At 69.8% G+C, this 23257-nt stretch carries 34 protein-coding genes; 3 read left to right on the top strand and 31 right to left on the bottom strand.

The annotated features are described in order from the left end of the window. Positions 1-274: 274 nt before the first annotated feature. Entirely contained in the window at positions 275-2176 is a 1902-nt protein-coding gene (gene glmS, locus AC0QU1_RS03930; protein ID WP_483574496.1) for a glutamine--fructose-6-phosphate transaminase (isomerizing), read from the bottom strand. A gap of 124 nt (positions 2177-2300) precedes the next feature. Between glmS and coaA the strand changes: the two genes are divergently transcribed. Further along, positions 2301-3296, top strand: coding sequence for a type I pantothenate kinase (gene coaA / locus AC0QU1_RS03925; protein WP_483574494.1), 996 nt, complete (start codon positions 2301-2303; stop codon positions 3294-3296). A 20-nt stretch (positions 3297-3316) separates the two neighbouring features. Here coaA and AC0QU1_RS03920 read toward each other — a convergent pair whose 3' ends face one another. The 4 genes from AC0QU1_RS03920 to rplM all read right to left on the bottom strand — a co-directional run bounded on the left by AC0QU1_RS03920 (position 3317) and on the right by rplM (position 6667). Beyond that, entirely contained in the window at positions 3317-4030 is a 714-nt protein-coding gene (locus AC0QU1_RS03920) for a DedA family protein (protein WP_483574492.1), read from the bottom strand. Positions 4031-4196: 166 nt separating this feature from the next. Beyond that, on the bottom strand, positions 4197-5561 hold the full coding sequence (glmM, locus tag AC0QU1_RS03915; RefSeq protein WP_483574491.1) for a phosphoglucosamine mutase: 1365 nt from the start codon (positions 5559-5561) through the stop codon (positions 4197-4199). Between the two features lie 124 nt (positions 5562-5685). Further along, entirely contained in the window at positions 5686-6174 is a 489-nt protein-coding gene (gene rpsI / locus AC0QU1_RS03910; protein WP_483574490.1) for a 30S ribosomal protein S9, read from the bottom strand. 43 nt (positions 6175-6217) lie between these two features. Further along, positions 6218-6667: a 50S ribosomal protein L13 gene (rplM, locus tag AC0QU1_RS03905; protein WP_483574488.1), complete on the bottom strand. Its 450-nt coding sequence runs from the start codon at positions 6665-6667 to the stop codon at positions 6218-6220. A 284-nt stretch (positions 6668-6951) separates the two neighbouring features. On the opposite strand from rplM, the gene AC0QU1_RS03900 reads away from it, so the two are divergent. Further along, the gene (locus AC0QU1_RS03900; RefSeq protein WP_483574486.1) at positions 6952-7377 is read left to right on the top strand and encodes a DUF5709 domain-containing protein; all 426 of its coding nucleotides are present in this window, start codon (positions 6952-6954) and stop codon (positions 7375-7377) included. Between the two features lie 45 nt (positions 7378-7422). Here the strand turns inward: AC0QU1_RS03900 and AC0QU1_RS03895 are convergent, their stop codons facing one another. Beyond that, positions 7423-8331 (bottom strand): tRNA pseudouridine synthase A, encoded by a 909-nt coding sequence (locus AC0QU1_RS03895; protein ID WP_483574485.1) that lies wholly within the window; start codon positions 8329-8331, stop codon positions 7423-7425. A gap of 39 nt (positions 8332-8370) precedes the next feature. Here AC0QU1_RS03895 and AC0QU1_RS03890 point away from each other — a divergent pair, with 39 nt between their 5' ends. Beyond that, the gene (locus AC0QU1_RS03890; protein ID WP_483574484.1) at positions 8371-9132 is read left to right on the top strand and encodes an ROK family protein; all 762 of its coding nucleotides are present in this window, start codon (positions 8371-8373) and stop codon (positions 9130-9132) included. 231 nt (positions 9133-9363) lie between these two features. Here the strand turns inward: AC0QU1_RS03890 and rplQ are convergent, their stop codons facing one another. The 25 genes from rplQ to rplV all read right to left on the bottom strand — a co-directional run bounded on the left by rplQ (position 9364) and on the right by rplV (position 23200). Beyond that, a complete protein-coding gene (gene rplQ / locus AC0QU1_RS03885) occupies positions 9364-9906 on the bottom strand; it encodes a 50S ribosomal protein L17 (protein ID WP_483574483.1) in 543 nt (180 codons plus the stop codon). A gap of 55 nt (positions 9907-9961) precedes the next feature. After that, complete coding sequence (locus AC0QU1_RS03880) at positions 9962-10978, bottom strand: DNA-directed RNA polymerase subunit alpha (protein ID WP_483574481.1); 1017 nt, start codon at positions 10976-10978, stop codon at positions 9962-9964. A gap of 184 nt (positions 10979-11162) precedes the next feature. Continuing rightward, positions 11163-11567 (bottom strand): 30S ribosomal protein S11, encoded by a 405-nt coding sequence (gene rpsK / locus AC0QU1_RS03875; RefSeq protein ID WP_377225099.1) that lies wholly within the window; start codon positions 11565-11567, stop codon positions 11163-11165. Between the two features lie 75 nt (positions 11568-11642). Next, positions 11643-12017, bottom strand: coding sequence for a 30S ribosomal protein S13 (gene rpsM / locus AC0QU1_RS03870; protein WP_119139878.1), 375 nt, complete (start codon positions 12015-12017; stop codon positions 11643-11645). A gap of 179 nt (positions 12018-12196) precedes the next feature. Next, positions 12197-12310, bottom strand: coding sequence for a 50S ribosomal protein L36 (gene rpmJ / locus AC0QU1_RS03865; protein WP_003956441.1), 114 nt, complete (start codon positions 12308-12310; stop codon positions 12197-12199). A gap of 128 nt (positions 12311-12438) precedes the next feature. Further along, positions 12439-12660: a translation initiation factor IF-1 gene (gene infA, locus AC0QU1_RS03860; RefSeq protein ID WP_020016137.1), complete on the bottom strand. Its 222-nt coding sequence runs from the start codon at positions 12658-12660 to the stop codon at positions 12439-12441. Positions 12661-12957: 297 nt separating this feature from the next. Continuing rightward, on the bottom strand, positions 12958-13419 hold the full coding sequence (locus tag AC0QU1_RS03855; protein WP_483574451.1) for a hypothetical protein: 462 nt from the start codon (positions 13417-13419) through the stop codon (positions 12958-12960). 150 nt (positions 13420-13569) lie between these two features. Next, the gene (locus tag AC0QU1_RS03850) at positions 13570-14511 is read right to left on the bottom strand and encodes a type I methionyl aminopeptidase (protein ID WP_483574449.1); all 942 of its coding nucleotides are present in this window, start codon (positions 14509-14511) and stop codon (positions 13570-13572) included. Positions 14512-14514: 3 nt separating this feature from the next. Beyond that, positions 14515-15072, bottom strand: a complete 558-nt coding sequence (locus AC0QU1_RS03845) for an adenylate kinase (RefSeq protein ID WP_483576625.1) — start codon at positions 15070-15072, stop codon at positions 14515-14517. An 80-nt stretch (positions 15073-15152) separates the two neighbouring features. Then, positions 15153-16454 (bottom strand): preprotein translocase subunit SecY, encoded by a 1302-nt coding sequence (gene secY, locus AC0QU1_RS03840; RefSeq protein WP_483574448.1) that lies wholly within the window; start codon positions 16452-16454, stop codon positions 15153-15155. A gap of 236 nt (positions 16455-16690) precedes the next feature. Then, the gene (gene rplO, locus AC0QU1_RS03835; protein WP_483574446.1) at positions 16691-17143 is read right to left on the bottom strand and encodes a 50S ribosomal protein L15; all 453 of its coding nucleotides are present in this window, start codon (positions 17141-17143) and stop codon (positions 16691-16693) included. Between the two features lie 2 nt (positions 17144-17145). Then, positions 17146-17328, bottom strand: a complete 183-nt coding sequence (gene rpmD, locus AC0QU1_RS03830; RefSeq protein ID WP_171103670.1) for a 50S ribosomal protein L30 — start codon at positions 17326-17328, stop codon at positions 17146-17148. Further along, entirely contained in the window at positions 17328-18002 is a 675-nt protein-coding gene (gene rpsE, locus AC0QU1_RS03825) for a 30S ribosomal protein S5 (RefSeq protein WP_483574444.1), read from the bottom strand. The genes rpmD and rpsE overlap by 1 nt, the downstream gene beginning before the upstream one ends. A gap of 31 nt (positions 18003-18033) precedes the next feature. Continuing rightward, positions 18034-18405 (bottom strand): 50S ribosomal protein L18, encoded by a 372-nt coding sequence (gene rplR, locus AC0QU1_RS03820; RefSeq protein WP_483574442.1) that lies wholly within the window; start codon positions 18403-18405, stop codon positions 18034-18036. Positions 18406-18407: 2 nt separating this feature from the next. Beyond that, positions 18408-18944 (bottom strand): 50S ribosomal protein L6, encoded by a 537-nt coding sequence (rplF, locus tag AC0QU1_RS03815; RefSeq protein ID WP_483574441.1) that lies wholly within the window; start codon positions 18942-18944, stop codon positions 18408-18410. Positions 18945-18965: 21 nt separating this feature from the next. Then, positions 18966-19364, bottom strand: a complete 399-nt coding sequence (gene rpsH / locus AC0QU1_RS03810) for a 30S ribosomal protein S8 (RefSeq protein ID WP_483574440.1) — start codon at positions 19362-19364, stop codon at positions 18966-18968. A gap of 73 nt (positions 19365-19437) precedes the next feature. Next, entirely contained in the window at positions 19438-19623 is a 186-nt protein-coding gene (locus tag AC0QU1_RS03805) for a type Z 30S ribosomal protein S14 (RefSeq protein WP_020016126.1), read from the bottom strand. A 1-nt stretch (position 19624) separates the two neighbouring features. Then, positions 19625-20197: a 50S ribosomal protein L5 gene (gene rplE / locus AC0QU1_RS03800; RefSeq protein WP_483574438.1), complete on the bottom strand. Its 573-nt coding sequence runs from the start codon at positions 20195-20197 to the stop codon at positions 19625-19627. Next, positions 20197-20538 (bottom strand): 50S ribosomal protein L24, encoded by a 342-nt coding sequence (gene rplX, locus AC0QU1_RS03795; protein ID WP_483574436.1) that lies wholly within the window; start codon positions 20536-20538, stop codon positions 20197-20199. Before rplX ends, rplE begins: the two co-directional genes overlap by 1 nt. 2 nt (positions 20539-20540) lie before the next feature. Then, positions 20541-20909, bottom strand: coding sequence for a 50S ribosomal protein L14 (gene rplN / locus AC0QU1_RS03790; RefSeq protein WP_020016123.1), 369 nt, complete (start codon positions 20907-20909; stop codon positions 20541-20543). Between the two features lie 133 nt (positions 20910-21042). Next, on the bottom strand, positions 21043-21330 hold the full coding sequence (rpsQ, locus tag AC0QU1_RS03785) for a 30S ribosomal protein S17 (protein WP_483574435.1): 288 nt from the start codon (positions 21328-21330) through the stop codon (positions 21043-21045). Positions 21331-21334: 4 nt separating this feature from the next. Beyond that, positions 21335-21574 carry a 50S ribosomal protein L29 gene (gene rpmC, locus AC0QU1_RS03780; RefSeq protein WP_116673593.1) on the bottom strand — a complete coding sequence of 80 codons (240 nt, stop codon included), beginning with the start codon at positions 21572-21574 and terminating at the stop codon, positions 21335-21337. Next, positions 21574-21990: a 50S ribosomal protein L16 gene (gene rplP / locus AC0QU1_RS03775; RefSeq protein WP_119139900.1), complete on the bottom strand. Its 417-nt coding sequence runs from the start codon at positions 21988-21990 to the stop codon at positions 21574-21576. Before rplP ends, rpmC begins: the two co-directional genes overlap by 1 nt. Positions 21991-21992: 2 nt before the next feature. Then, entirely contained in the window at positions 21993-22829 is an 837-nt protein-coding gene (gene rpsC, locus AC0QU1_RS03770) for a 30S ribosomal protein S3 (protein WP_483574434.1), read from the bottom strand. Next, positions 22829-23200, bottom strand: a complete 372-nt coding sequence (gene rplV, locus AC0QU1_RS03765; RefSeq protein WP_119139904.1) for a 50S ribosomal protein L22 — start codon at positions 23198-23200, stop codon at positions 22829-22831. Before rplV ends, rpsC begins: the two co-directional genes overlap by 1 nt. Between the last annotated feature and the right edge of the window lie 57 nt (positions 23201-23257).

Genomic DNA, 23257 nt, shown 5'->3' with positions numbered 1-23257 from the left:
GGGTGCCAACCGGAGCGCATGATCGGGTCTTGCGCCTGATGCCCGTTTTAGGGCACTCTATGTGCGTAATGCAGAGGTAAAGGTGGCGCCTGCATCGTACCTGCGGGCGGCCACCTTTCGTGCGTAGGAGGTCACCATGCCGGAGGACGACGACAAGCTCCCCTTCCCCGTGGTCATGGTCGTCGTGTTCGGCGTCGTGATCGTCGCGATCGTCACGCTGCTGATCGTCGTAGCGGTGTCGAGCTGACGCCGCCCATCACCGGAGCACGATCGGCTACTCGACCGTGACCGACTTCGCGAGGTTGCGCGGCTGGTCCACGTCCAGGCCCTTGGCGGTCGCGAGCGCCATCGCGAAGATCTGCAGCGGCACCACCGCGAGCAGCGGCTGGAGCAGCGTGGGCGCCTGCGGGATCCAGAAGATCTCGTCGGCGTACGGCCGCACGGCGTCGTCGCCGTCCTCCGCAATCACCAGGGTGCGCGCGCCGCGCGCCCGGATCTCCTGGATGTTGGACACGACCTTGGAGTGCAGGGAGTCGCGGCCGCGCGGCGACGGCACGACGACGAAGACGGGCTGGCCCTCGTCGATCAGGGCGATCGGCCCGTGCTTGAGCTCGCCCGCCGCGAAGCCCTCGGCGTGGATGTAGGCGAGCTCCTTGAGCTTGAGCGCGCCCTCCAGGGCCACGGGGAACCCGACGTGCCGGCCCAGGAACAGCACCTTGTCGGACTGCTTCATGGACCGGGCGGTCGCGCGCACGTACTCGCCGCGCTCGATGACCGTCTGGATCTTGCGCGGCATGGCCCGCAGCTCGTCGAGCAGCGCGCCGATCTCGTCGGGGAACTTGTTCCCGCGGAGCTGCGCCAGGTACAGGCCCAGCACGTAGGCGGCGGTGATCTGCGCCAGGAACGCCTTCGTGGAGGCGACGGCGATCTCGGGTCCGGCGTGCGTGTACAGCACGGCGTCGGACTCGCGCGGGATCGTGGACCCGTGGGTGTTGACGATCGAGACCACCTTGGCGCCCTGCTCGCGCGCGTGCCGCACGGCCATCAGGGTGTCCATGGTCTCGCCGGACTGCGTCACGGCGACCACCAGCGTGCGCTCGTCGACGATCGGGTCGCGGTAGCGGAACTCGTGCGCCAGCTCGACCTCGACGGGGATGCGGCACCAGTGCTCGATCGCGTACTTGGCCACGTGCCCCGAGTAGGCGGCGGTGCCGCACGCGACGACGATGATCTTGTTCACCGCGCGCAGCACCGACTCGTCGATGCGCAGGTCGTCCAGCACGAGCGCGCCGGCGGCGTCGGTGCGGCCGAGCAGCGTGTCGGCGACGGCCTGCGGCTGGTCGTGGATCTCCTTGTCCATGAAGGACCCGAAGCCACCCTTCTCCGCCGACGCCGCGTCCCAGTCCACCGTGTAGCGCTTGCCCTCGGCGGGCTTGCCGTCGAAGTCGGTCACGGCCACCGACGTCGGAGTGATGGTCACCACCTGGTCCTGGCCCAGCTCCAGGGCCTCCTTGGTGTGCGCGATGAAGGCGGCGACGTCGGACCCCAGGAAGTTCTCGCCCTCGCCGAGCCCCACCACGAGCGGGGAGTCGTGCCGGGCGCCCACCACCGTCTCCGGCGCGTCGGCGTGCACGGCGAGCAGCGTGAACGTGCCCTCCAGCCGGCCGGCCGCCGCGGTCATGGCCTCCGTCAGGTCGCCCGTCTCCCGGTACGCCTTGGCCACGAGGTGGGCGGCCACCTCGGTGTCGGTCTCCGAGCGGAACACCACGCCGTCGGCCAGCAGCTCGGCCTTGAGCTGGGCGAAGTTCTCGACGATCCCGTTGTGGATCACGGCGAGCCGGTCGCCGTCGGCCAGGTGCGGGTGGGCGTTCGCGTCGGTGGGGCCGCCGTGCGTGGCCCAGCGGGTGTGCCCGATGGCGGCGGTGGCCGCCGGCAGCGGGTCGTGGTCGAGCACCTCGATCAGGTTGGCGAGCTTGCCGGACTTCTTGGCCCAGGCGACACCGTCCAGCCCTGGCGCGACGAGCGCGACGCCCGCCGAGTCGTACCCGCGGTACTCCAGGCGCCGCAGCCCCTCGATGACGACGTCGAGCGGCGCACCCGACGGCGTGACGGCACCCGGGCCGACGCCGTCCGCCGTAGTCGCAGCAGTTCCCGTGTAACCAACGATCCCGCACATGCGGGCGAGTCTAACGAGCGTTGCGCCCGGGCTCCCATGACAGGGTTCACAGCGCGGCCGGCCGTGCCCGGCGCGGGCGGCCGCACCACGGCGGAAGACCACGCACCACCACAGGTGGGGCACAATGCTGCAGGTGGTTTCTCAGTTCTCGACGACGGACCTCGGTGAGCACCTGCTCTCCCTCGCCCCGTCCTCACCCTATGTGGACCTCGACCGCGCGGCGTGGAGCCGCCTCTCGGCGTCCACCCCGCTGCCGCTGACCGACGAGGACGTCGAGCGCCTGCGCGGTCTCGGTGACCCGATCGACCTGGCGGAGGTCGACGCGATCTACCGCCCCCTCTCGCGCCTGCTCAACCTCTACGTGCAGGCCACCGGCACCCTGCACGACGCGACGTCGACCTTCCTGCACGAGGACCCACCCCGCACCCCCTACGTCATCGGCGTGGCCGGGTCGGTGGCGGTCGGCAAGTCGACGACGGCGCGCGTCCTGCGCGAGATGCTCGCCCGCTGGCCCGAGACGCCGCGGGTCGAGCTGATCACCACCGACGGGTTCCTGTACCCCAACGCCGAGCTGGAGCGGCGGGGCCTGATGGAGCGCAAGGGCTTCCCCGAGTCGTACGACCGGCGGGCCCTCATCCGCTTCCTGTCCCGCATCAAGGCGGGCCAGGCCGAGGTGCGCGCGCCCGTCTACTCGCACGTCATCTACGACATCGTGCCGGGGCAGGAGCTGGTGGTCCGCAAGCCCGACGTGCTGATCGTCGAGGGCCTCAACGTGCTGCAGCCGGCCCGCCCGTCCGCCGTCGACGAGTCGACCGTCGCGGTGAGCGACTTCTTCGACTTCTCGATCTACGTGGACGCCCGCACGCGGAACATCCGGCAGTGGTACGTCGACCGGTTCCTCGAACTCCGCCGCACCGCGTTCACCAAGCCGGACTCCTACTTCCGCCGGTACGCGTCGCTCTCCGACCAGGAGGCGACCGAGCGGGCCCTGCAGATCTGGGAGTCCATCAACGCGCCGAACCTGGAGCGGAACATCCTGCCCACCCGGGGCCGCGCGACGCTCGTGCTCACCAAGGGCTCCGACCACGCGGTACAGCGGGTCCGCCTGCGCAAGCTCTAGCCGACGCTCCAGCCCGCGCACTAGTCGGCGCCGGGCGCGCTCCGGTCGGCCCCGCGGGCGCCCCCGTCGGCGGCGGCCGGCGCGCCGCTGGCGACCGGCTCCGGCACCTCGTCGAGGTGCCTGCGCGAGAACCAGCTCACCACCTTGTCCACGACGAACCCCATCGCCACGCCCAGCACGACGCCGATGACGATCGCCAGCAGCGGGTCGTGCCCGAGCCACTGCGCGGCGACCAGGCCGATCCCCGCCGAGTAGAGCGCCCACATGACGGCGGCGATCGAGGCGATGAACATGAACCGGCGTCGCGGGTAGCCCACGGCGCCCGCCGTCATGTTCACCGCGACGCGGCCGATCGGGATGTAGCGCGCCGCGAGGATGAACGAGGCCCCACGGCGGGCCAGCGCGCGCTCGGCCCAGGCGACGGCCTTGCGGCCGCGGGGCGAGCGCAGGAACGGCACCCGCTCGGTGCCGATCAGCTTGCCGATCTGGTACGCGATCTGGTCGCCTACCCACGCGCCGGCGGCAGCGGCCACGAGCACGAGCCACATCCAGGGTGTTCCGGTGCTGTGCGCCGAGACGGTCAGCGTGATCACCACGGACTCGCTCGGCAGGGGCGGGAAGAACCCGTCGATGGTCGCGAACGCGAACATGGCCGGGTAGATCCACGGCGAGGCGGCCATCGCGAGGATCCATGCCTCGGTGGCGCTCAGGACGGTGGAGATGACATCGAGCACGGGACCTCGAAAGGGCTCGGCCGGGCACTACCCGGGGGGCGGAGAAGGACGCCTCATAGCGCCTGCGACCAGCCTACGCAAGGGGTACCCCTGAACCGCATCAGGGGTGCCCCTGGTAGAACCCCGCTTCCGAACGCTTCACGGGCCGTTCACGCCCGCCTCCCGGCTACAGCGCGAGCCGCTCCCGCACGACGGCGGCCAGGTCCTCCGCCACCTTGTCCGCCTCGTCCTGGACCGGGGCCTCGACCATGACGCGCACCACCGGCTCGGTGCCGGACTGGCGCAGGAGCACCCGCCCGGAGTCACCCAGCAGCGCGACGGCGTCGGCCACGGCGGCCTGCACGCCCTCGTCGGTGCCGGCCCTGGACTTGTCCACCCCGCGCACGTTCACCAGCGTCTGCGGCAGGCGCTCGATCTCGCCCGCGAGGTCGGCCAGCCGCTTGCCCGACGCCTTGACCCGAGCGGCCAGGTGCAGCGCCGACAGGACGCCGTCGCCGGTGGTCGCGTGGTCGGCCAGGATGATGTGGCCGGACTGCTCGCCGCCCAGGCCGTAACCCTTCGCGCGCATCTCCTCCAGCACGTACCGGTCGCCGACGGCGGTCTGCACCGTCGTGATCCCCTGCTCCCGCATCGCGAGGATCAGGCCGAGGTTGCTCATCACGGTCACCACGAGGGTGTCGCCGGGCAGCCGGCCCTCCTCCTTGAGCGCGGTGGCGAGGATCCCGAGGATCTGGTCGCCGTCCACGATGGCGCCCGTGTGGTCGACGGCGAGGCAGCGGTCGGCGTCGCCGTCGAACGCGACGCCGAAGTCCGCCTCGGAGGCGACCACGACGGCCTGGAGCTGCTCCGGGTGGGTCGAGCCGCACTTCTCGTTGATGTTCCGGCCGTCCGGGCTGGCGTTCATCACCACGACGTCGGCACCCGCTGCCCGCAGCGCCTCCGGGCCGACCTCGCTCGCCGCGCCGTTGGCGCAGTCGAGCGCGATGCGCAGCCCTTCGAGGGGCCGGTGGTCAGGGGTGGTGCCGACGCTGTCGGTCAGGTGCCGCACGTAGCGCTCGGCGGCCGCCCGGCCGTCCGTGCGGATACGGCCGACGTCCGCGCCGGTCGGGCGCGCCCAGTCGTCGCCGAGCGTGGCCTGGATGGCGTCCTCGACGGCGTCGGGGAGCTTGAGCCCGCCGCGCGCGAAGAACTTGATGCCGTTGTCCGGCATCGGGTTGTGCGAGGCGGAGACCATGACGCCGAGGTCGGCCTCCAGCTCGGTCACCAGATAGGCCAGCGCGGGCGTCGGCAGCACGTTGAGCACCACCACGTCCACGCCCGCCGACGCGAGCCCCGCGGCGACGGCGCCCGCGAGGAACTCGCCCGACGCCCGCGTGTCCCGCCCGACGACGGCCCGCGGTCTCGGGCCCAGCAGCTCACCCTGCGCCGTCAGGACGCGCGCCGCGGCGGCCCCCAGCTCCAGCGCCAGCTCCGCCGTGATGTCCTTGTTGGCAAGACCCCGAACTCCGTCGGTGCCGAACAGCCTGCCCATGCCCGTATCTCCTCAGATCGTTCGAAGCTCACCGTAGTGGGCGCCCGGCGCTCGCCGGAAATGCAGATGACCCTGCTGAACAGTGTCGACACTGTTCAGCAGGGCCACCAGCCAAGCGCTCGGATCAGCGCTTCGAGTACTGCGGAGCCTTGCGGGCCTTCTTGAGACCGGCCTTCTTGCGCTCGACCTTGCGGTCGTCACGCGTGAGGAACCCGGCCTTCTTGAGGTCGGCGCGGTTGGCCTCCTGGTCGATGGCGTTCAGCGCGCGGGCGATGCCCAGGCGCAGCGCGCCGGCCTGACCCGACGTGCCACCACCCGTGATGCGGGCGATGACGTCGAAGCGGCCCTCGACCTCCACCAGGGTCAGCGGAGAGTTCACCAGCTGCTGGTGCACCTTGTTCGGGAAGTAGTCCTCGAGGGTGCGGCCGTTGATCTTCCAGGTGCCGGTGCCGGGGACCAGGCGCACGCGCGCGACGGCCTCCTTGCGGCGCCCGAGAGCCTGGCCCGGGGCGGTGATGGACGAGCCGCGCGTCGCCGGCGCGGCGGTCTCGGTGGTGTAGGTGCTGGGCGTCTCGTCCGCGCCCTGCTCGATGTCGACGGTGGTCTCAGCCACTGTGGTGTCCTCGCGTCCTTCGCGTTGCGATCCGGCAGCGGCCTCAGGCCTGCTGCGAAACCTGGGTGATCTCGAACGGCTTGGCCTGCTGTGCCGTGTGCGGGTGCTCAGAGCCTGCGTAGACCTTCAGGTGGGTCATCTGCGTCCGACCGAGCGAGGTCTTGGGGAGCATGCCGCGAACGGCCTTCTCGATGACGCGCTCCGGCTTGGAGTCCAGGAGCTCGCCGTACGGGGTGGCAGTGAGGCCGCCCGGGTAGCCCGAGTGGCGGTAGGCCAGCTTGGTCTCGCGCTTGTTGCCGCTCAGCGCGACCTTGTCCGCGTTGATGACGATGACGAAGTCACCGCCGTCGACGTGCGGGGCGAACGTCGGCTTGTGCTTCCCGCGCAGCAGGGTCGCGACCTGGCTCGCCAGGCGGCCCAGGACGACGTCGGTCGCGTCGACGACGTACCAGTCGCGCTGGATGTCGCCGGGCTTGGGGGTGTACGTACGCACGGTTCGTAACCTTCTCGTTTTCGGTGTCGTCGGGCGAGAAGCGGCGCCCGAAGAGTCAGGTCGTTGTGCGCGGGGGTCATGATGACGTCCGGGCCGGTCGTCGGCACGAGAGTGGGCTCGGTGCCAACGCAGGAACGTCGGAGACAGAGCACAACGACTCAATAGAGTACCTGGCGGTTTCGCCGGGGGTCAAAGCGTAGCGGCCGTGCGGCACGGGTTCGCGGGCATGAGGTTCGACACGTCCGTGTCTGGCGTCCGCGCCGAACTGGTGTCACGGTAGGACCATGACCGAGGAAACCCCAGCCACCATGCCAGGGCCGGACGGGATCGCCGAGGGCGACACCGACCAGCTCCCGTCGGAGGACACCCTGTTCAGCCGCGGCCCCAAGGACATCCTCGACGAGGGCTACTCGCCGCCGGAGCGCCCGCGGCGGAACCACTGGGGCGAGACCTCGTGGGAGGAGCGGCACCGCGAGCCGATGGACCAGCGCCTCGACCAGGAGGAGCCGGACATCTGGCAGGTCGACCCGCTCTACCGCGCCGACACGTCCCGCGCGGGGCGGCTCGTCTCCGACCCGGACGCCGACCCCGGCAGCTACGCCGCGGAGGACGGCAACCGCGAGAACGACCTGTACGGCACGGACGCCGGCATCGACGGCGCCGGTGCGAGCGCGGAGGAAGCGGCGGTCCACTGGGTCGACGAGCCCTGACGTACCGCGGGCCGGGGCGAGCGGCCCGCCCGCCCCGGCCCCGCCCTAGGTCGCCTGCGGCGCGGCGTCCCAGACGTCCTCGTCCATCCGCTTCGCGCGGACGGCGTCGGCGCGGGCCGCGAGCTCGTCGTCCGGCGGGTAGGTGATCTCCTCGAGGCACAGGCCCTCCGGTGGCACGACGAAGACGCCCGCGCCGCGCTCCCGCCGCGCCAGGAGCTCCGCGGGCCAGCCCACGGGACGGCGCCCCTCCCCCACGGCTATCGACGCGCCCACGAGCGCGCGCACCATGTTGTGGCAGAACGCGTCGGCGACGACGTGCGCCACGGCGAGCCCTGCGTCGGGCCCCTCTGCGGGCCGCTCCCACGCGATGCGCTGCAGCTCGCGGATCGTCGTCGCCCCGGGCCGGGGCTTGCAGTACGAGGCGAAGTCGCGCACCCCGGTGAGCGGGCGGACGGCGTCGTCCATCGCGGCGACGTCGAGCGGCTTGCGGGACCACAGGACGTGTGCGCGCCGCAGGGGGTCGCGCAGCGCGGCGTCGTCGGCGATCCGGTAGGTGTAGCGGCGGCGCAGGGCGGAGAAGCGCGCGTCGAACCCGGCGGGCGCCGGCGCGGCCGCACGCACCACGACGTCGGCAGGAAGCACGCCCGAGAGGCGGGACACCAGCGCCTCGCCCGGCGTGCGGGTGGAACGGCCGGGCAGGCGCGCCCAGTCCCTCGTGTCGAGGTCGACGTGCGCCACCTGGCCGCGCGCGTGGACGCCCGCGTCGGTGCGGCCCGCGACGGTGAGCCGCGGCGCCGGGCGGCCGAGCTGTTCGCTGCGCAGGACCCGCCCGAGGCCCTCCTCGAGGGTCCCCTCCACGGTGCGCAGCGCCGGCTGACGCGCCCAGCCGGCGAAGTTCGTCCCGTCGTAGGCGAGGTCGAGGCGGACCCTGATGAACTCGTTCACGCCAGCCATCTTCCCCGATCCCTGCGCCGGGGTCCGTAAAGTGACTTCATGGCAGACACCCTCACGCTGGCCGTCGACTGCGGCGGCGGCGGGATCAAGGCGGCGGTCCTCGACACGTCAGGAACCGCCCACGCGACCCCGGTCCGGGTGCCGACGCCGTATCCGCTGCCGCCCGAGCTGCTCGTCGACACGATCGCGAAGATCGCCACCGATCTGCCGCCCGCCGCGCGGGTCACGGTCGGCATGCCTGGGATGATCCGCAGCGGCGTCGTCGTGCACACGCCGCACTACATCACCCGGTCGGGGCCGCGCTCCCGCGTGGTGCCCGCGCTGGCCGACGCGTGGCGCAGCTTCGACATGCGCGCGGCGATCTCTGCGCGCCTCGGGCTGCCCGCCCTCGTCCTGAACGACGCCGAGGTGCACGGGGCCGGCGTGGTCGCCGCGTCGGGCCTCGAGCTCGTCATCACGCTCGGCACCGGCCTGGGGACGGCGATGTTCCACGGCGGGCGCATCGCGCCGCACCTGGAGTGGTCGCGCGCGCCCGTCCGCCGGAGCCTCACCTACGACCAGTACATCGGCGAGCCCGAACGCCGCCGGCTCGGCGACGGGCTGTGGTCCCGGCGCGTGGTCACCGTCGTCGATGGGCTGCGACCCGTCTTCCACTGGGACCGGCTCTACATCGGGGGCGGCAACGCGCGGTGCATCACGCCGTCGGCCCTGGCCCGCCTCGGCGACGACGTCGTCATCGTCCCCAACTCGGCGGCCCTGGTAGGCGGCGCCCGCGCCTGGGACCTCCCGGCATCACCCTAGACCGCCGGACAGTCCCCATTCCGCCGACCCACGATGTCCCCGGCGCCGAACCGAAATCTGCTGGTCGATACGACCTGTGATCGACGATCAAGTTTCGGCTCGGCGCCGGACGTGACACTTAGGTTGCGGTTCGGCGCTGGGCCTGGGGTGGTCCAGGGACGACGACGCCGGGCCGCACCTTCCGTACGGAAGGTGCGGCCCGGCGTCGTGCAGGGCGGAAGCGGCTCTGGCCTACTTCTTCTCCTCGGTGGCCTCGTCAGCGGCGGCCCCGTCAGCGGGGGTCTCCTCCGCCGGGGCGTCCGTGACGTCCTCGGCGGGGGTCTCCTCGACGGCGTCCTCGACGGGAGCGTCCTCGACCGGGGCGGCCTTCTCGGTGGCCTTGGTGGCCTCCTTGACGACTGCCTGCTTGGGGCTCACGGGCTCGGTGATGAGCTCGATGACCGCCATCGGCGCGTTGTCGCCCTTGCGGGTGCCGATCTTGGTGATGCGCGTGTAGCCACCGTTGCGCTCGGCCATGGCCGGGGCGATCTCGGTGAACAGCGTGTGCACCACGCCCTTGTCGCGCACGACGGTGAGCACGCGGCGGCGGGCGGACAGGTCGCCCTTCTTCGCGAACGTGATCAGGCGCTCGGCCAGCGGACGGAGGCGCTTGGCCTTGGTCTCGGTGGTCGTGATGCGGCCGTGCTCGAACAGGGAGGTCGACAGGTTCGCGAGGATCAGACGCTCGTGAGCCGGGCTACCGCCGAGTCGCGGACCCTTGGTAGGGGTAGGCATTGCTTGTCTCCTTGGAAGTGGTTCCGCGCGCCCGGCTCACGCCGGGCGCGGGACGTCAGTACGACTGCTCGTCGCTGCTGTAGGCCGCGGAGTCGCCACCCTCGAAGTACGAGGCGCCTGCCGGGTCGAAGTCCAGCGGCGAGTCCTTGAGGCTGAGGCCGAGCTCGGCCAGCTTCTCCTTGACCTCGGTGATCGACTTGGCACCGAAGTTGCGGATGTCGAGCAGGTCCGCCTCGCTGCGCGCCACGAGCTCGCCCACCTGGTGGATGCCCTCGCGCTTGAGGCAGTTGTACGAACGGATGGTGAGGTTGAGCTCCTCGATCGGCAGCGCCAGGTCCGCGGCCAGTGCGGTGTCCGTCGGCGAGGGACCGATCTCGATGCCCTCTGCCTCGACGTTCAGCTCACGTGCCAGGCCGAACAGCTCGACCAGGGTCTTGCCGGCCGAGGCGAGCGCGTCGCGAGGCGTGATCGCCTGCTTGGTCTCGACGTCGACGATGAGCTTGTCGAAGTCGGTGCGCTGCTCGACTCGGGTGGCCTCGACCTTGTACGTGACCTTGAGGACCGGCGAGTAGATCGAGTCGACCGGGATCCGCCCGATCTCCGCGTCGAACTGCTTGTTCTGCGCGGCGGACACGTACCCACGACCCCGCTCGACGGTCAGCTCGATCTCGAGCTTGCCCTTGTCGTTCAGGGTGGCGATGTGCAGGTCGGGGTTGTGCACCTCGACCCCCGCCGGCGGCACGATGTCCGCGGCGGTCACGGTGCCTGCGCCCTGCTTGCGCAGGTACATCACGACGGGCTCGTCGTTCTCCGAGGAGACCACGAGGTTCTTGATGTTGAGGATGATCTCGGTGACGTCCTCCTTCACGCCCGGCACGGTGCTGAACTCGTGCAGCACGTTGTCGATGCGGATGGACGTGACGGCAGCGCCCGGGATGGACGACAGCAGGGTGCGACGCATCGAGTTGCCGAGCGTGTAGCCGAAGCCGGGCTCGAGCGGCTCGATGGAGAAGCGGGAACGGCTCTCCGAGATGACCTCTTCGGTCAGCGTGGGGCGCTGTGCGATGAGCACTGTGAGTGTCCTTTCAGTGTGCGTCCGCTATATGACGCATCACGGCATGCGATCTCTCGCAGCCCGGGCGGATCTCTGTCACCGTCCGGGGAAGGTGCTCACCGCGAGCGGTGAGCGGACGTCGCCGTCGCGGTGCGGTCCCGCGGCCGTCTGACCGCGCGGCCGCACCGCGATGCGACAGGTATCAAACGCGGCGGCGCTTCGGGGGACGGCAGCCGTTGTGCGCCTGGGGCGTCACGTCCTGGATCGAGCCGACCTCGAGGCCGGTCGCCTGAAGCGAGCGGATGGCGGTCTCGCGACCGGAACCCGGGCCCTTCACGAAGACGTCGACCTTCTTGACGCCGTGCTCCTGCGCGCGGCGCGCGGCCGACTCGGCAGCCATCTGCGCTGCGTACGGGGTGGACTTGCGGGAGCCCTTGAAGCCGACGTGGCCGGCAGAGGCCCACGACACCACGGCACCGGACGGGTCGGTGATCGAGATGATCGTGTTGTTGAAGGTGGACTTGATGTGCGCCTGGCCGAGCGGGACGTTCTTCTTGTCCTTGCGGCGCGGCTTACGGCCGGCGGCGGAACGAGTCTTGGGAGGCATGTGTTCTGAAATCTCCTGGTCTGATCGGACCGGGGCGGTCTCAGCTCGGTGAGCCGACCGCTCCACGGACTGCTATCAGCGGGCCTTCTTCTTGCCCGCGACGGTGCGCTTGGGACCCTTGCGGGTGCGCGCGTTGGTCTTGGTGCGCTGACCACGCACCGGCAGGCCGCGACGGTGGCGCAGGCCCTGGTAGGTGCCGATCTCGACCTTGCGGCGGATGTCGGCCGCGACCTCGCGGCGGAGGTCACCCTCGAGCTTGTAGTTGCCCTCGAGGTAGTCGCGCAGCGCGACGAGCTCGGCGTCGCCGAGGTCCTTCACGCGGACGTCCGGGCTGATGCCCGTGGCGGCCAGGGTCTCCTTCGCGCGGGTACGACCCACACCGAAGATGTAAGTGAGCGCAACCTCAAGCCGCTTGTCGCGGGGGAGGTCGACGCCGATAAGACGTGCCATGTGCCTTCCGGCTCCTGTACTGCTCGTCGGAGGTCTGCCGCACCGCCATCCCGCGACGCTTCGCGGGCCCCGGCCTCCGGACCGAGGGTTCCCCGCCCCCGCGCTGGCGCGAGGGTGGTTCGAGGTGGTGCGCTGGTGGTGGCCTCAGCCACCGACCCGGGCGGATGCCCGGAGCGTGATCAGCCCTGGCGCTGCTTGTGGCGCAGGTTGTCGCAGATCACCATGACGCGACCGTGCCGGCGGATCACCTTGCACTTGTCGCAGATCTTCTTGACGCTCGGCTTGACCTTCATCGGGTTTTTCCTCCGCCACGCGCGTCCGGTCTCCCGGTGCGCACGCGGCAGTGTCGTGGGTGGTCGATCGTGCGGCGACGTCGCCTCCGGCCAGGCCGCGAGGAACGTAGCCCCGGATCGGGGACTGACTACTTGTAGCGGTAGACGATCCGGCCGCGGGACAGGTCGTACGGGCTGAGCTCAACCACCACGCGGTCCTCGGGGAGGATCCGGATGTAGTGCTGGCGCATCTTGCCCGAGATGTGCGCGAGAACCTTGTGACCGTTCGACAGCTCGACGCGGAACATCGCGTTCGGCAGAGCCTCGATCACGCTGCCCTCGATCTCGATGACACCGTCCTTCTTTGCCATATCCTCCGCTAACTCTCGTCGTGACTGCTTCCACGCCCACGGCGCCGCGGGAACCCCGCGGAGCCGACAGTCGGGTGTGGATGTCGTGTGTGCCCGTGTACCGCCGACCTCGTGTGCCTCGGCCTGCGCCCCGCATGCGCGGGGACCGGCAGGCGCCGATGGCACCCTGTTCAGAACTGGAGGCGTTGAACGGACTACACCCAGCGATCTAGCCTACGTCACTTCGTAAAGCATTCAAAGCGCAGGACGACGCCGGCGCGCGCCCCGGGCCGTGAGCCTCACCACGCGGGGACCTGCTCAGAGGTCGTACTCGACCCCCGGCAGGCCGATCATCGTGTGCGGCAGGCTGTCGACGAAGAAGAACAGCATCGGCAGCCAGCCGAGCACGATGCCGAGGCCCAGCGCGATCAGCACCGAGCGCCCGCGCGCGGCCCAGAGCCACACGCCCAGCAGCCAGACCACGACGCCGAGCAGCAGCACCGACTCCCACAGCATGAGCGACGTGCCGAACCCGAGCACGACCCCGGCCCAGAGGAAGGGGTTCGGCGCCAGCCGCCGGCTCCACGCCGCGAGCCAGCGCCCGAACCGCCTGAGGCCCCGGCCCACGGCCGGGAGGATCCGCGTGTACCAGGGCCCTCGCTCCGGCCCCGGTTCGGCGTGCGCGGGCGTCGCGTAGGTGGTGTCCGCGCGGAGCCCGGCGTCCGCGCCGGACACCCGGGCGCCGGAGGCGGCGGGCAGACTGTGGGCTTCATCGGTCACGCGGGCGATCGTAGCCAACTGACCCGGAGTTAAATAGACCCCGGGTGAAAGAGTTGCCGGAACGAGACTCGCGCGGGACGACGTTCCGAACGGCGCGGGTTCAGTCGTGTGGCGGGCTCAGCCGCTCGTCATGCCAGCCGGGCTCCGCGCTCAGCCCAGCGAGACCGGCGCGACGCCGAAGTCGGCGAGGCGCTCGGCTCCCCCGTCGACGGCGGTCAGCACGACGATGCCGTCCTCGAGGATCGCCGTCGAGTGCTCCCAGTGCGCCGCGCGTGAGCCGTCGTCGGTGACCACCGTCCAGTCGTCGTCGAGGACGCTGGTATCGGACCCGCCGCGGGTGATCATCGGCTCGATGGCCAGACACATCCCGGAGCGCAGCCGCGGGCCCGAGCCCGACGTCCGGTAGTTGTGCACGTCCGGCGGCTGGTGCATGGCGCTGCCGATGCCGTGCCCGACGTACTCCTCGACGATGCCGAACTCGACGCCGGCGATCTCCCCCGCCAGCTCGACGGCGGTCTCGACGGCCTCGCCCACGGCGTTCAGCCGCTTGGCCGAGGCCAGCGCGGCGATGCCCGCCCACATGGCGGTCTCGGTCGCCCGGACGAGCGCGATGTCGGCGAGGTCCGGAGCGTCGGTCCGGAGCGAGCTTGCGAGCGCAGGATCGGAGCGACTGTCGATACAGCCCGAGGCGACCAGGTCGTCGTCGAGCAGGCGGTGGTCCAGGGGGCCCTCCGGGCCGAGGACGAACGAGAGCGCCGAGTCGCCGTGCCAGCCCTCGACGATCGCGCCGCAGTCGATCGAGACGAGGTCGCCCGCTGCGAGCACGCGGCTGCCCGGGATGCCGTGGATCACCTCGTTGTTGACCGAGGTGCAGATCACCGCCGGAAAGCCCTGGTACCCCAGGAACGACGGCGTGGCGCCCGCCGCGGCGATCGCCTGGGCGGCGACCGCGTCGAGGTCGGCGGTAGTCAGGCCGGGGCGGGCAGCCGCCCGGACCGCGGCGAGCGTGTCGGCGACCACCAGCCCGGCCCGCCGCATGAGGCGCACCTGGTCCGGCGTCTTGTACTCGATCCGCTCCCGGCCGAAGACCACCGCTCAGCCCAGCTGGGTGGCGAGGGAGGCGACGATGCGGTCGGTGACCTCCGCGATCTCCCCGACGCCGTCCACCCGGGCCAGCAGCCCGCGTTCCGCGTACGCCGCGGTGAGGGGTGCCGTCTCGGTGTCGTAGATGTCGAGGCGGCGGGCGATCGCCTCGGGGGTGTCGTCCTCGCGGCCCTCGTCCTTGGCGCGCTTGGTGAGGCGCTCCATCAGCACGTCCCGCTCCGCCGTCAGCTCGATGACGCCGTCGAGCTCCCAGCCGAAGTCGGCGAGCGCGGTGTCCAGCTCGGCGACCTGGGCCGCGTTGCGCGGGTAGCCGTCGAGCAGGAAGCCGGCCTTGACGTCCTCGTCCCCGAGGCGGTCGCGGATCATCGCGTTGGTGACCTCGTCCGGGACGAGCTCACCCTTGTCCATGTAGGCCTTGGCCGTCGTGCCGAGGTCCGTGCTGCCCTTGATGTTGGCGCGGAAGATGTCACCGGTGGAGATGGCCACGATCCCGAAGATCTCGGCGAGGCGCGCGGCCTGCGTGCCCTTGCCGACGCCCTGCGGGCCCATGATGACCAGACGCGTGACCTGGCCCTCCTGGTCCGGACGAGCGTGCAGCTCGCGGCGAGAGGTGGTGGTGGGAGTCTGGCTCAACGGAGGAATCCTTCGTAGTGGCGCTGCTGCAGCTGCGAGTCGATCTGCTTGACCGTCTCCAGCCCGACGCCGACCACGATGAGGATCGAGCTACCGCCGAAGGGCAGGTTGGTGCTGACGCCGAGGAAGACGAGCACCAGCGTCGGGATCAGCGCGATCAGCGCGAGGTACAGGGAACCGGCGGAGGTGATCCGGGTGATCACGAAGTCGAGGTACTCCGCCGTCGGGCGGCCGGCGCGGATGCCGGGGATGAAGCCGCCGTACTTCTTCATGTTGTCCGCGACCTCGTCCGGGTTGAACGTGATCGAGGTGTAGAAGAAGCAGAAGAAGATGATCATCAGCGTGTAGATCGCGATGTACAGCGGCGACGACTGCTGGACCAGGTTGTTCGAGATCCAGACGACCCAGTCGGACTGCTGGTCCCCGAACTGGGCGATGAGGCCGGGGATGGCCAGGATCGACGCGGCGAAGATCACGGGGATCACGCCGGACATGTTGATCTTGATCGGGATGTACGTGCTGGTCCCGCCGTACATGCGGCGGCCGACCATGCGCTTCGCGTACTGCACCGGGATGCGGCGCTGCGACTGCTCGACGAACACCACGAGACCGATCACCAGGATGATGACCAGGATCATGATCGTGAAGTTCAGGACGCCGTTGGCGCCACCGGCGATGGACCACAGCGACGTCGGGAAGCTCGCGGCGATCGACGTGAAGATCAGCAGGGACATGCCGTTGCCGACGCCGCGCTCGGTGATCAGCTCGCCGAGCCACATGACGAGGCCCGTACCGGCGGTCATGGTGATGACCATGAAGATGGACGTCAGGATGTTGTCGTCCGCGATCACCTCGGTGGCCACGCTGCAGCCCTGGAAGAGCAGGCCCTGCCGCGCCGTCGTGATGACGGTCGTCGACTGCAGGATCGCGAGGCCGATCGTGAGGTAGCGCGTGTACTGGGTCAGCTTGGTCTGACCCGACTGGCCCTCCTTGTGCAACGCCTCGAAGCGCGGGATCACCACGCGGAGGAGCTGCACGATGATGCTCGCCGTGATGTACGGCATGATCCCGAGGGCGAAGATCGACAGCTGCAGCAGGGCACCGCCGCTGAAGACGTTGATCAGGCCGAGCAGGGTGTTCTCGCCCTGCTCACCGATACACAGCTGCACGTTCTGGTAGTCCACGCCGGGAGTCGGGATGAACGACCCGAGCCGGAAGATCGCCATGATCGCGATCGTGAACAGCAGCTTGCGCCGCAGGTCTGGCGTCCGGAAAGCCCGGCCGAAAGCGCTGAGCACCCTATCCTCCTGGCCCGCCGTTGCGGGATCTCGTGTCGCCGGCGAGGGGCGCCGGCGAGGTGTGTCGAACGTGGGCCAGACCACAACGGTGCAGCCAGACCGTGTCGGATTCTACGTTGCTCACGGGGTCAGGGGGACCACGTTCGCTCCGGGAATACGCAAGCGAGTTCCGGGAATATCAAAGAGAGCACACAGGGCCGGCCGCGCATCGTGCGCCGCCGGCCCTGTCTGCTGTCTCAGGCCTCCGAGACCGTGCCGCCGGCCGCCAGGATCTTCTCCTTGGCGGACGCCGAGACGCGGTCGACCGCGACCTCGAGCTTGACGGTGACCTCGCCGTTGCCGAGCACCTTCACGGGCTGGCCCTTGCGGACCGCGCCCTTCGCGACGAGGTCCTCGACGGTGACGGAGCCGCCGTCGGGGAACAGCGTCGAGAGCTTGTCCAGGTTCACCACCTGGAACTCGACACGGAACGGGTTCTTGAACCCGCGCAGCTTCGGGAGGCGCATGTGCAGAGGCATCTGCCCACCCTCGAAGCCCGCGGGCACCTGGTAACGGGCCTTCGTGCCCTTGGTACCACGACCCGCCGTCTTACCCTTCGACGCCTCACCGCGACCCACGCGGGTCTTCGCGGTCTTGGCGCCGGGGGCCGGACGGAGGTGGTGGACCTTCAGCGGCTTGTTCTCCGCCATGATCACTCGACCTCCTCGACGGTGACGAGGTGCGCCACCGTCTTGACCATGCCACGGATCTCCGCGCGGTCCTCCTTCACGGCGGTGTCGCCGATCCGCTTGAGGCCGAGGGTCCGCAGCGTGTCACGCTGGTTCTGCTTGCCGCCGATGGCGGACTTGGTCTGGGTCACCTTGAGCCGAGCCATCACGCACCCGCCTTCGCAGTCGACTCGGCACGGCCGGCGGCCTGCGCGCGGAGCAGCGCGGCCGGAGCCACGTCCTCGAGCGCGAGCCCACGACGAGCGGCCACGGCGGCCGGCTCCTCGAGGTCCTGCAGGGCCTTGACCGTCGCGTGCACGATGTTGATCGCGTTCGACGAGCCGAGCGACTTGCTCAGCACGTCGTGGATGCCCGCGCACTCCAGCACGGCGCGGACCGGACCACCGGCGATCACACCGGTACCCGGCGACGCCGGACGCAGGAACACGACGCCGGCGGCGGCCTCACCCTGGACGGGGTGCGGGATGGTGCCCTGGATACGAGGGACGCGGAAGAAGTTCTTCTTCGCCTCCTCGACACCCTTGGCGATCGCCGCGGGCACCTCCTTGGCCTTGCCGTAGCCGACGCCGACGGTGCCGTCGCCGTCACCCACCACGACGAGCGCGGTGAAGCTGAAGCGGCGGCCGCCCTTGACGACCTTGGCGACGCGGTTGATGGTGACGACCTTCTCCAGGAAGGCGCTCTTCTCCTCGCGCCCCCCGCGACGGTCGTCCCGACGCCCGCCACCGCGGCGGTCGTTACGGTCCTGGCGGCCGTCGTTGCGGTCCTTGTTCTCGGTGGCGGCACCCTGGGGGGCGCCGCTGCGCTGCCCTGCAGCCATCAGAGAGTCCTCTTCTTCCGTGCGTTGGTCATCACAGGGCCAGACCGCCCTCGCGGGCGCCGTCAGCCACTGCGGCGACACGACCGTGGTACTTGTTGCCGCCGCGGTCGAACACGACGGTCTCGACGCCGACAGCCTTGGCACGCTCGGCGACGAGCTCGCCGACCTTGCGGGCCTTGGCCGTCTTGTCGCCGTCGAACGCACGCAGGTCGGCCTCGAGGGTCGACGCCGATGCGACGGTCCTGCCCACGCTGTCGTCCACGACCTGCGCCACCATGTGGCGCGAGGAGCGGGTGACGACCAGGCGCGGACGAACGGCGGTGCCGGTGATCTTCTTGCGCAGGCGCAGGTGACGACGCTGGCGAGCGACGGACTTGCCCTTGCCCAGGATCTTGATAGCCATCGTCACTTACCAGCCTTTCCGACCTTGCGGCGGACGTTCTCGCCGGCGTAGCGCACACCCTTGCCCTTGTAGGGCTCGGGCTTGCGGATCTTGCGGATGTTCGCTGCGACCTCGCCGACCTGCTGCTTGTCGATGCCAGAGACCGAGAACTTGGTGGGGCTCTCGACCGCGAAGGTGACACCAGCGGGGGGCTCGACGACAACGGGGTGGCTGAAGCCGAGCGCGAACTCGAGGCTCGAACCCTTCGCCACGACGCGGTAACCGGTACCGACGATCTCGAGCTTCTTCTCGTAGCCCTGGGTCACACCGGTGATCATGTTGGCGATCAGGGTCCGCGTGAGGCCGTGCAGGGCGCGCGAGTTCCGCTCGTCGTCCGGACGGGACACCACGATCTGGGCGTCCTCGTGGGCGACGTTGATGGGGGCGGGCACCGTGTGCTCGAGGGAGCCCTTGGGGCCCTTCACGGTCACGAGCGCGCCGCTGACGGTGATGTCCACGCCGGCCGGGACCGGAACGGGAAGCTTGCCGATTCGAGACATTGGCGTTTTCTCCTTTCCGGATTACCAGACGTAGGCGAGGACTTCGCCGCCCACGCCCTTGGCCTGTGCCTGCCGGTCGGTCAGGAGGCCGGAGGACGTGGACAGGATCGCCACGCCGAGGCCGCCGAGGACCTTGGGCAGATCGGTGGACTTGCGGTAGACGCGCAGGCCGGGCTTCGAGATCCGGCGCACGCCGGCGAGGGCGCGCTCCCGGTTCTGGCCGTACTTCAGCTCGATCGTGAGGGTCTTGCCCACCTGGGCGTCCTCGACGGTCCAGCCTGCGATGTAGCCCTCGGCCTGCAGGATCTCAGCGATGTGCGTCTTCAGCTTCGACGACGGCATGGTGACCGTGTCGTGGTGCGCCGAGTTCGCGTTACGCAGACGGGTCAGCATGTCTGCGATGGGGTCGGTCATAGTCATCGGGCTCTTGCCCTTCCTCGCCGGGGTATCCGAACGGTCTCGACGGACCGGCCGGACCTACGGCGTAGTTGTGTTACCAGCTGCTCTTGGTGACGCCGGGAAGCTCGCCACGGTGGGCCATCTCCCGCACGCAGATGCGGCACAGGCCGAACTTGCGGTAGACGGAGTGCGGGCGACCGCACTTCTGGCACCGGGTGTAGGCGCGGACCGCGAACTTCGGCTTGCCGGCCGCCTTGTTGATCAGGGCCTTCTTCGCCATGTCAGTTCTCCTTGAAGGGGAAGCCGAGACGGCGCAGCAGGGAGCGGCCCTCGTCGTCGGTCGTCGCCGTCGTCACGACCGTGATGTCCATACCGCGGACCCGGTCGATCTTGTCCTGGTCGATCTCGTGGAACATCGACTGCTCCGTGAGACCGAAGGTGTAGTTGCCGTGGCCGTCGAACTGCTTGGGCGACAGGCCGCGGAAGTCGCGGATGCGCGGGAGCGCGATCGCCAGCAGGCGGTCGAGGAACTCCCACATGCGGTCGCCGCGCAGCGTGACGTGCGCGCCGATCGGCATGCCCTCGCGCAGCTTGAACTGCGCGATCGACTTGCGAGCCCGGGTGACCTGCGGCTTCTGACCGGTGATCGCCGAGAGGTCGCGGATGGCGCCCTCGATGAGCTTGGAGTCCTTCGCCGCGTCACCCACACCCATGTTGACGACGATCTTGGTGAGACCGCCGGCCTGGTGCACGTTCTTGTGGCCGAACTCCTCGATCAGCGCCGGGAGGATCTCCTCGCGGTACTTGAGCTTGAGGCGCGGCTGGGCCGGGGCCTCGATGGTCGTCTCGGTCATCAGATGTCCTTCCCGGAGCGCTTCGCGACGCGGATCCGGACGGTCTTCTCCCGGCCGTCGCGCTCCACCTTCTCGAGGCGGTACCCGACGCGGGTGCCCTTCTTGGTCTCCGGGTCGACGATCATCACGTTGCTCACGTGGATCGGCGCCTCAACCGTCTCGATGCCACCGGTGCGGGTGCCGCGCTGCGACTGGCCCACCTTGGTGTGCTTCGTGACGCGCTGGACGCCCTCGACCACGAGGCGGTCGGAGTCCTTGAGGACCTCGAGCACGCGGCCGGTCTTGCCCTTGTCGCGACCCGAGATCACGATGACCTGGTCGCCCTTCTTGATCTTCGCCATGGTCAGAGCACCTCCGGAGCCAGCGAGATGATCTTCATGAACCGCTTGTCACGCAGCTCACGACCGACCGGGCCGAAGATACGGGTGCCGCGAGGCTCGCCGTCGTTCTTCAGGATGACGGCGGCGTTCTCGTCGAACTTGATGTAGGAACCGTCCGGACGACGGCGCTCCTTGGCGGTCCGGACGACGACGGCCTTGATGACGTCGCCCTTCTTCACGTTGCCGCCCGGGATCGCGTCCTTGACGGTGGCGACGATGGTGTCGCCGATTCCGGCGTAGCGACGGCCGGAGCCACCGAGAACGCGGATGCAGAGGATCTCCTTGGCACCCGTGTTGTCGGCGACCCGAAGTCGCGACTCCTGCTGGATCATGTGAGTGAACTCCTGTCGTCGAACTGGTTCTCGCGCGGACTGCTTCCGGCGAGCCTGGTCGAACGGATAGTTGCTGTGCCGGGGGCGTCACGCGTACGTGTGTCACGCAGCGCCCCCGGCGGGATGAGAAGTCTTACTTGGCCTTCTCGGCGATCTCCACCAGACGCCACCGCTTGGTAGCGGACAGCGGGCGGGTCTCCATGATGACGACCAGGTCGCCGATGCCGGCGGTGTTCTGCTCGTCGTGCGCCTTGATCTTCGTGGTGCGACGGATGACCTTGCCGTAGAGCGGGTGCTTCACCCGGTCCTCGACCTCGACCACGATGGTCTTCTGCATCTTGTCACTGACCACGTAGCCACGGCGCACCTTGCGCGTCGTGCGCCGGACCTCTGGGGCCTCGGCAGTCGTGTTCTCGCTCATTGCCTCACTCACTCACGCTCGGAGCCGTACGGATGCCGAGCTCGCGCTCGCGCAGGATCGTGTAGATTCTGGCGATGTCGCGACGCACGGCCTTGAGCCGGCCGTGGCTCTCGAGCTGGCCGGTCGCCGACTGGAAGCGGAGGTTGAACAGCTCCTCCTTGGCCTCCTTCAGCTTGGCGACGAGAGTCTCGTCGTCCATGCCGTCCAGGTCGATAGGGGCGAGCCCCTGGGTACCGATAGCCATCAGACACCACCCTCGCGCACCACGAAACGGCACTTCATCGGGAGCTTGTGCATCGCGCGGCGCATGGCCTCACGAGCAAGGGACTCGTCGACACCGGCCAGCTCGAAGACGACCCGGCCCGGCTTGACGTTGGCGACCCACCACTCCGGCGAACCCTTACCGGAACCCATGCGGGTCTCGGCAGGCTTCTTGGTCAGCGGACGGTCGGGGTAGATGTTGATCCACACCTTGCCGCCACGCTTGATGTGACGGGTCATCGCGATACGCGCCGCCTCGATCTGGCGGTTGGTGACGTACGCCGGCTCCAGAGCCTGGATGCCGAAGTCGCCGAACGCGATCTGGGTACCACCCTTCGCCGCACCGGAGCGCGACGGGTGGTGCTGCTTGCGGTGCTTGACCCTGCGCGGGATCAGCATGGTCAGGCCTCCGTTCCGGTCTCTGCGGCCGGAGCGGCAGCCGCCTGGTCCGCGGGGGCGGACTCGGCGCTGCGCTCGGCCGGACGCTCGTTGCGGCGACCGCCGCGACGCTCGCCGCCGCGCTCGCCACGCTCACCGCGCTCGCCACGGCCACGACCCTGACGGGGCGCGGCTGCGGCCTGCTGGGCGGCGAACTCCTTCTCGGTGGTCTCGCCCTTGTAGATCCACACCTTCACGCCGATGCGGCCGAAGGTGGTACGGGCCTCGTAGAAGCCGAAGTCGATGTACGCGCGGAGCGTGTGCAGGGGCACACGGCCCTCGCGGTAGAACTCCGAACGGCTCATCTCGGCGCCGCCGAGGCGGCCGGAGACCTGCACGCGGATACCCTTCGCGCCGGCGCGCTGGGCGGACTGCATGCCCTTGCGCATCGCGCGACGGAACGAGACACGGCTCGCGAGCTGCTCGGCGATGCCCTGCGCGACGAGCTGCGCGTCGATCTCCGCGTTCTTGACCTCGAGGATGTTGAGCTGAACCTGCTTGCCGGTGAGCTTTTCGAGCTCGCCCCGGATGCGGTCCGCCTCGGCACCCCGACGGCCGATCACGATGCCCGGACGCGCCGTGTGGATGTCCACGCGGACGCGGTCGCGGGTGCGCTCGATCTCGACCTTGGAGATGCCGGCGCGCTCGAGGCCTGTACCCATGAGCTTGCGGATCTGCACGTCCTCACGGACGTAGTCGCGGTACCGCTGACCGGGCTTGGTGCTGTCGGCGAACCAGCGCGACCGGTGGTCGGTGGTGATACCGAGGCGGTACCCGTGCGGGTGAACCTTCTGTCCCACTATCGGGCCCCTTCCTTGACGGTCTGCTTGTCGGCGAGCACCACGGTGATGTGGCTCGTGCGCTTGAGGATGCGCGTCGCACGTCCCTGAGCCCGCGGGCGGAACCGCTTGAGCGTCGGCCCCTCGTCGACGAACGCGGCGGAGACGACCAGGTCGCCCTCGTCGAAGCGCTCGCTCGCGCGGTCGGCCTTCACCCGGGCGTTGGCGATCGCGCTCTCCACGACCTTGCGGATCGGCTCGCTGGCGGCCTGCGGTGCGAACTTCAGCACCGCGACGGCCTCGGAGGCCTGCTTGCCACGGATGAGGTCCACGACGCGCCGGGCCTTCTGGGGCGTGACACGGACGAACCGCGCCTGCGCCTTGGCTTCCATTGCTGTCCTGCTTCCTTTTCTCAGACAGTCCAGGTCATCGCTGCTGTGGTGGGGAGA

Source organism: Promicromonospora noduliphila, from assembly GCF_056951025.1.
Note: the sequence above shows the minus strand (reverse complement) of the source record. Positions and strands in the feature narration are given on the sequence as shown.

Excerpts from the sequence above, each read along its gene's own strand:
- rpmJ (WP_003956441.1), bottom strand. The coding sequence starts at position 12,310 with ATGAAGGTCAAGCCGAGCGTCAAGAAGATCTGCGACAAGTGCAAGGTG.
- rpmD (WP_171103670.1), bottom strand. The coding sequence starts at position 17,328 with ATGGCTCGGCTCAAGGTGACCCAGACCAAGTCCGCCATCGGCGGCAAG.
- rpsM (WP_119139878.1), bottom strand. The coding sequence starts at position 12,017 with ATGGCACGTCTTATCGGCGTCGACCTCCCCCGCGACAAGCGGCTTGAG.
- rplE (WP_483574438.1), bottom strand. The coding sequence starts at position 20,197 with ATGACCGAGACGACCATCGAGGCCCCGGCCCAGCCGCGCCTCAAGCTC.
- rplQ (WP_483574483.1), bottom strand. The coding sequence starts at position 9,906 with ATGCCTACCCCTACCAAGGGTCCGCGACTCGGCGGTAGCCCGGCTCAC.
- AC0QU1_RS03900 (WP_483574486.1), top strand. The coding sequence starts at position 6,952 with ATGACCGAGGAAACCCCAGCCACCATGCCAGGGCCGGACGGGATCGCC.
- AC0QU1_RS03805 (WP_020016126.1), bottom strand. The coding sequence starts at position 19,623 with ATGGCGAAGAAGGCCCTGATCAACAAGGCGGCCGGCAAGCCGAAGTTC.
- coaA (WP_483574494.1), top strand. The coding sequence starts at position 2,301 with ATGCTGCAGGTGGTTTCTCAGTTCTCGACGACGGACCTCGGTGAGCAC.
- AC0QU1_RS03890 (WP_483574484.1), top strand. The coding sequence starts at position 8,371 with ATGGCAGACACCCTCACGCTGGCCGTCGACTGCGGCGGCGGCGGGATC.
- AC0QU1_RS03895 (WP_483574485.1), bottom strand. The coding sequence starts at position 8,331 with ATGGCTGGCGTGAACGAGTTCATCAGGGTCCGCCTCGACCTCGCCTAC.
- rplO (WP_483574446.1), bottom strand. The coding sequence starts at position 17,143 with ATGGCGGAGAACAAGCCGCTGAAGGTCCACCACCTCCGTCCGGCCCCC.
- rplP (WP_119139900.1), bottom strand. The coding sequence starts at position 21,990 with ATGCTGATCCCGCGCAGGGTCAAGCACCGCAAGCAGCACCACCCGTCG.
- rpsH (WP_483574440.1), bottom strand. The coding sequence starts at position 19,364 with ATGACTATGACCGACCCCATCGCAGACATGCTGACCCGTCTGCGTAAC.
- glmS (WP_483574496.1), bottom strand. The coding sequence starts at position 2,176 with ATGTGCGGGATCGTTGGTTACACGGGAACTGCTGCGACTACGGCGGAC.
- rpmC (WP_116673593.1), bottom strand. The coding sequence starts at position 21,574 with ATGGCTATCGGTACCCAGGGGCTCGCCCCTATCGACCTGGACGGCATG.
- rpsK (WP_377225099.1), bottom strand. The coding sequence starts at position 11,567 with ATGCCTCCCAAGACTCGTTCCGCCGCCGGCCGTAAGCCGCGCCGCAAG.
- infA (WP_020016137.1), bottom strand. The coding sequence starts at position 12,660 with ATGGCAAAGAAGGACGGTGTCATCGAGATCGAGGGCAGCGTGATCGAG.
- AC0QU1_RS03845 (WP_483576625.1), bottom strand. The coding sequence starts at position 15,072 with ATGGGCCCGCAGGGCGTCGGCAAGGGCACGCAGGCCGCGCGCCTCGCC.
- rplR (WP_483574442.1), bottom strand. The coding sequence starts at position 18,405 with ATGGCTATCAAGATCCTGGGCAAGGGCAAGTCCGTCGCTCGCCAGCGT.
- rpsE (WP_483574444.1), bottom strand. The coding sequence starts at position 18,002 with ATGGCTGCAGGGCAGCGCAGCGGCGCCCCCCAGGGTGCCGCCACCGAG.
- rplN (WP_020016123.1), bottom strand. The coding sequence starts at position 20,909 with ATGATCCAGCAGGAGTCGCGACTTCGGGTCGCCGACAACACGGGTGCC.
- rplF (WP_483574441.1), bottom strand. The coding sequence starts at position 18,944 with ATGTCTCGAATCGGCAAGCTTCCCGTTCCGGTCCCGGCCGGCGTGGAC.
- rplV (WP_119139904.1), bottom strand. The coding sequence starts at position 23,200 with ATGGAAGCCAAGGCGCAGGCGCGGTTCGTCCGTGTCACGCCCCAGAAG.
- rplX (WP_483574436.1), bottom strand. The coding sequence starts at position 20,538 with ATGGCGAAGATCAAGAAGGGCGACCAGGTCATCGTGATCTCGGGTCGC.
- glmM (WP_483574491.1), bottom strand. The coding sequence starts at position 5,561 with ATGGGCAGGCTGTTCGGCACCGACGGAGTTCGGGGTCTTGCCAACAAG.
- rpsQ (WP_483574435.1), bottom strand. The coding sequence starts at position 21,330 with ATGAGCGAGAACACGACTGCCGAGGCCCCAGAGGTCCGGCGCACGACG.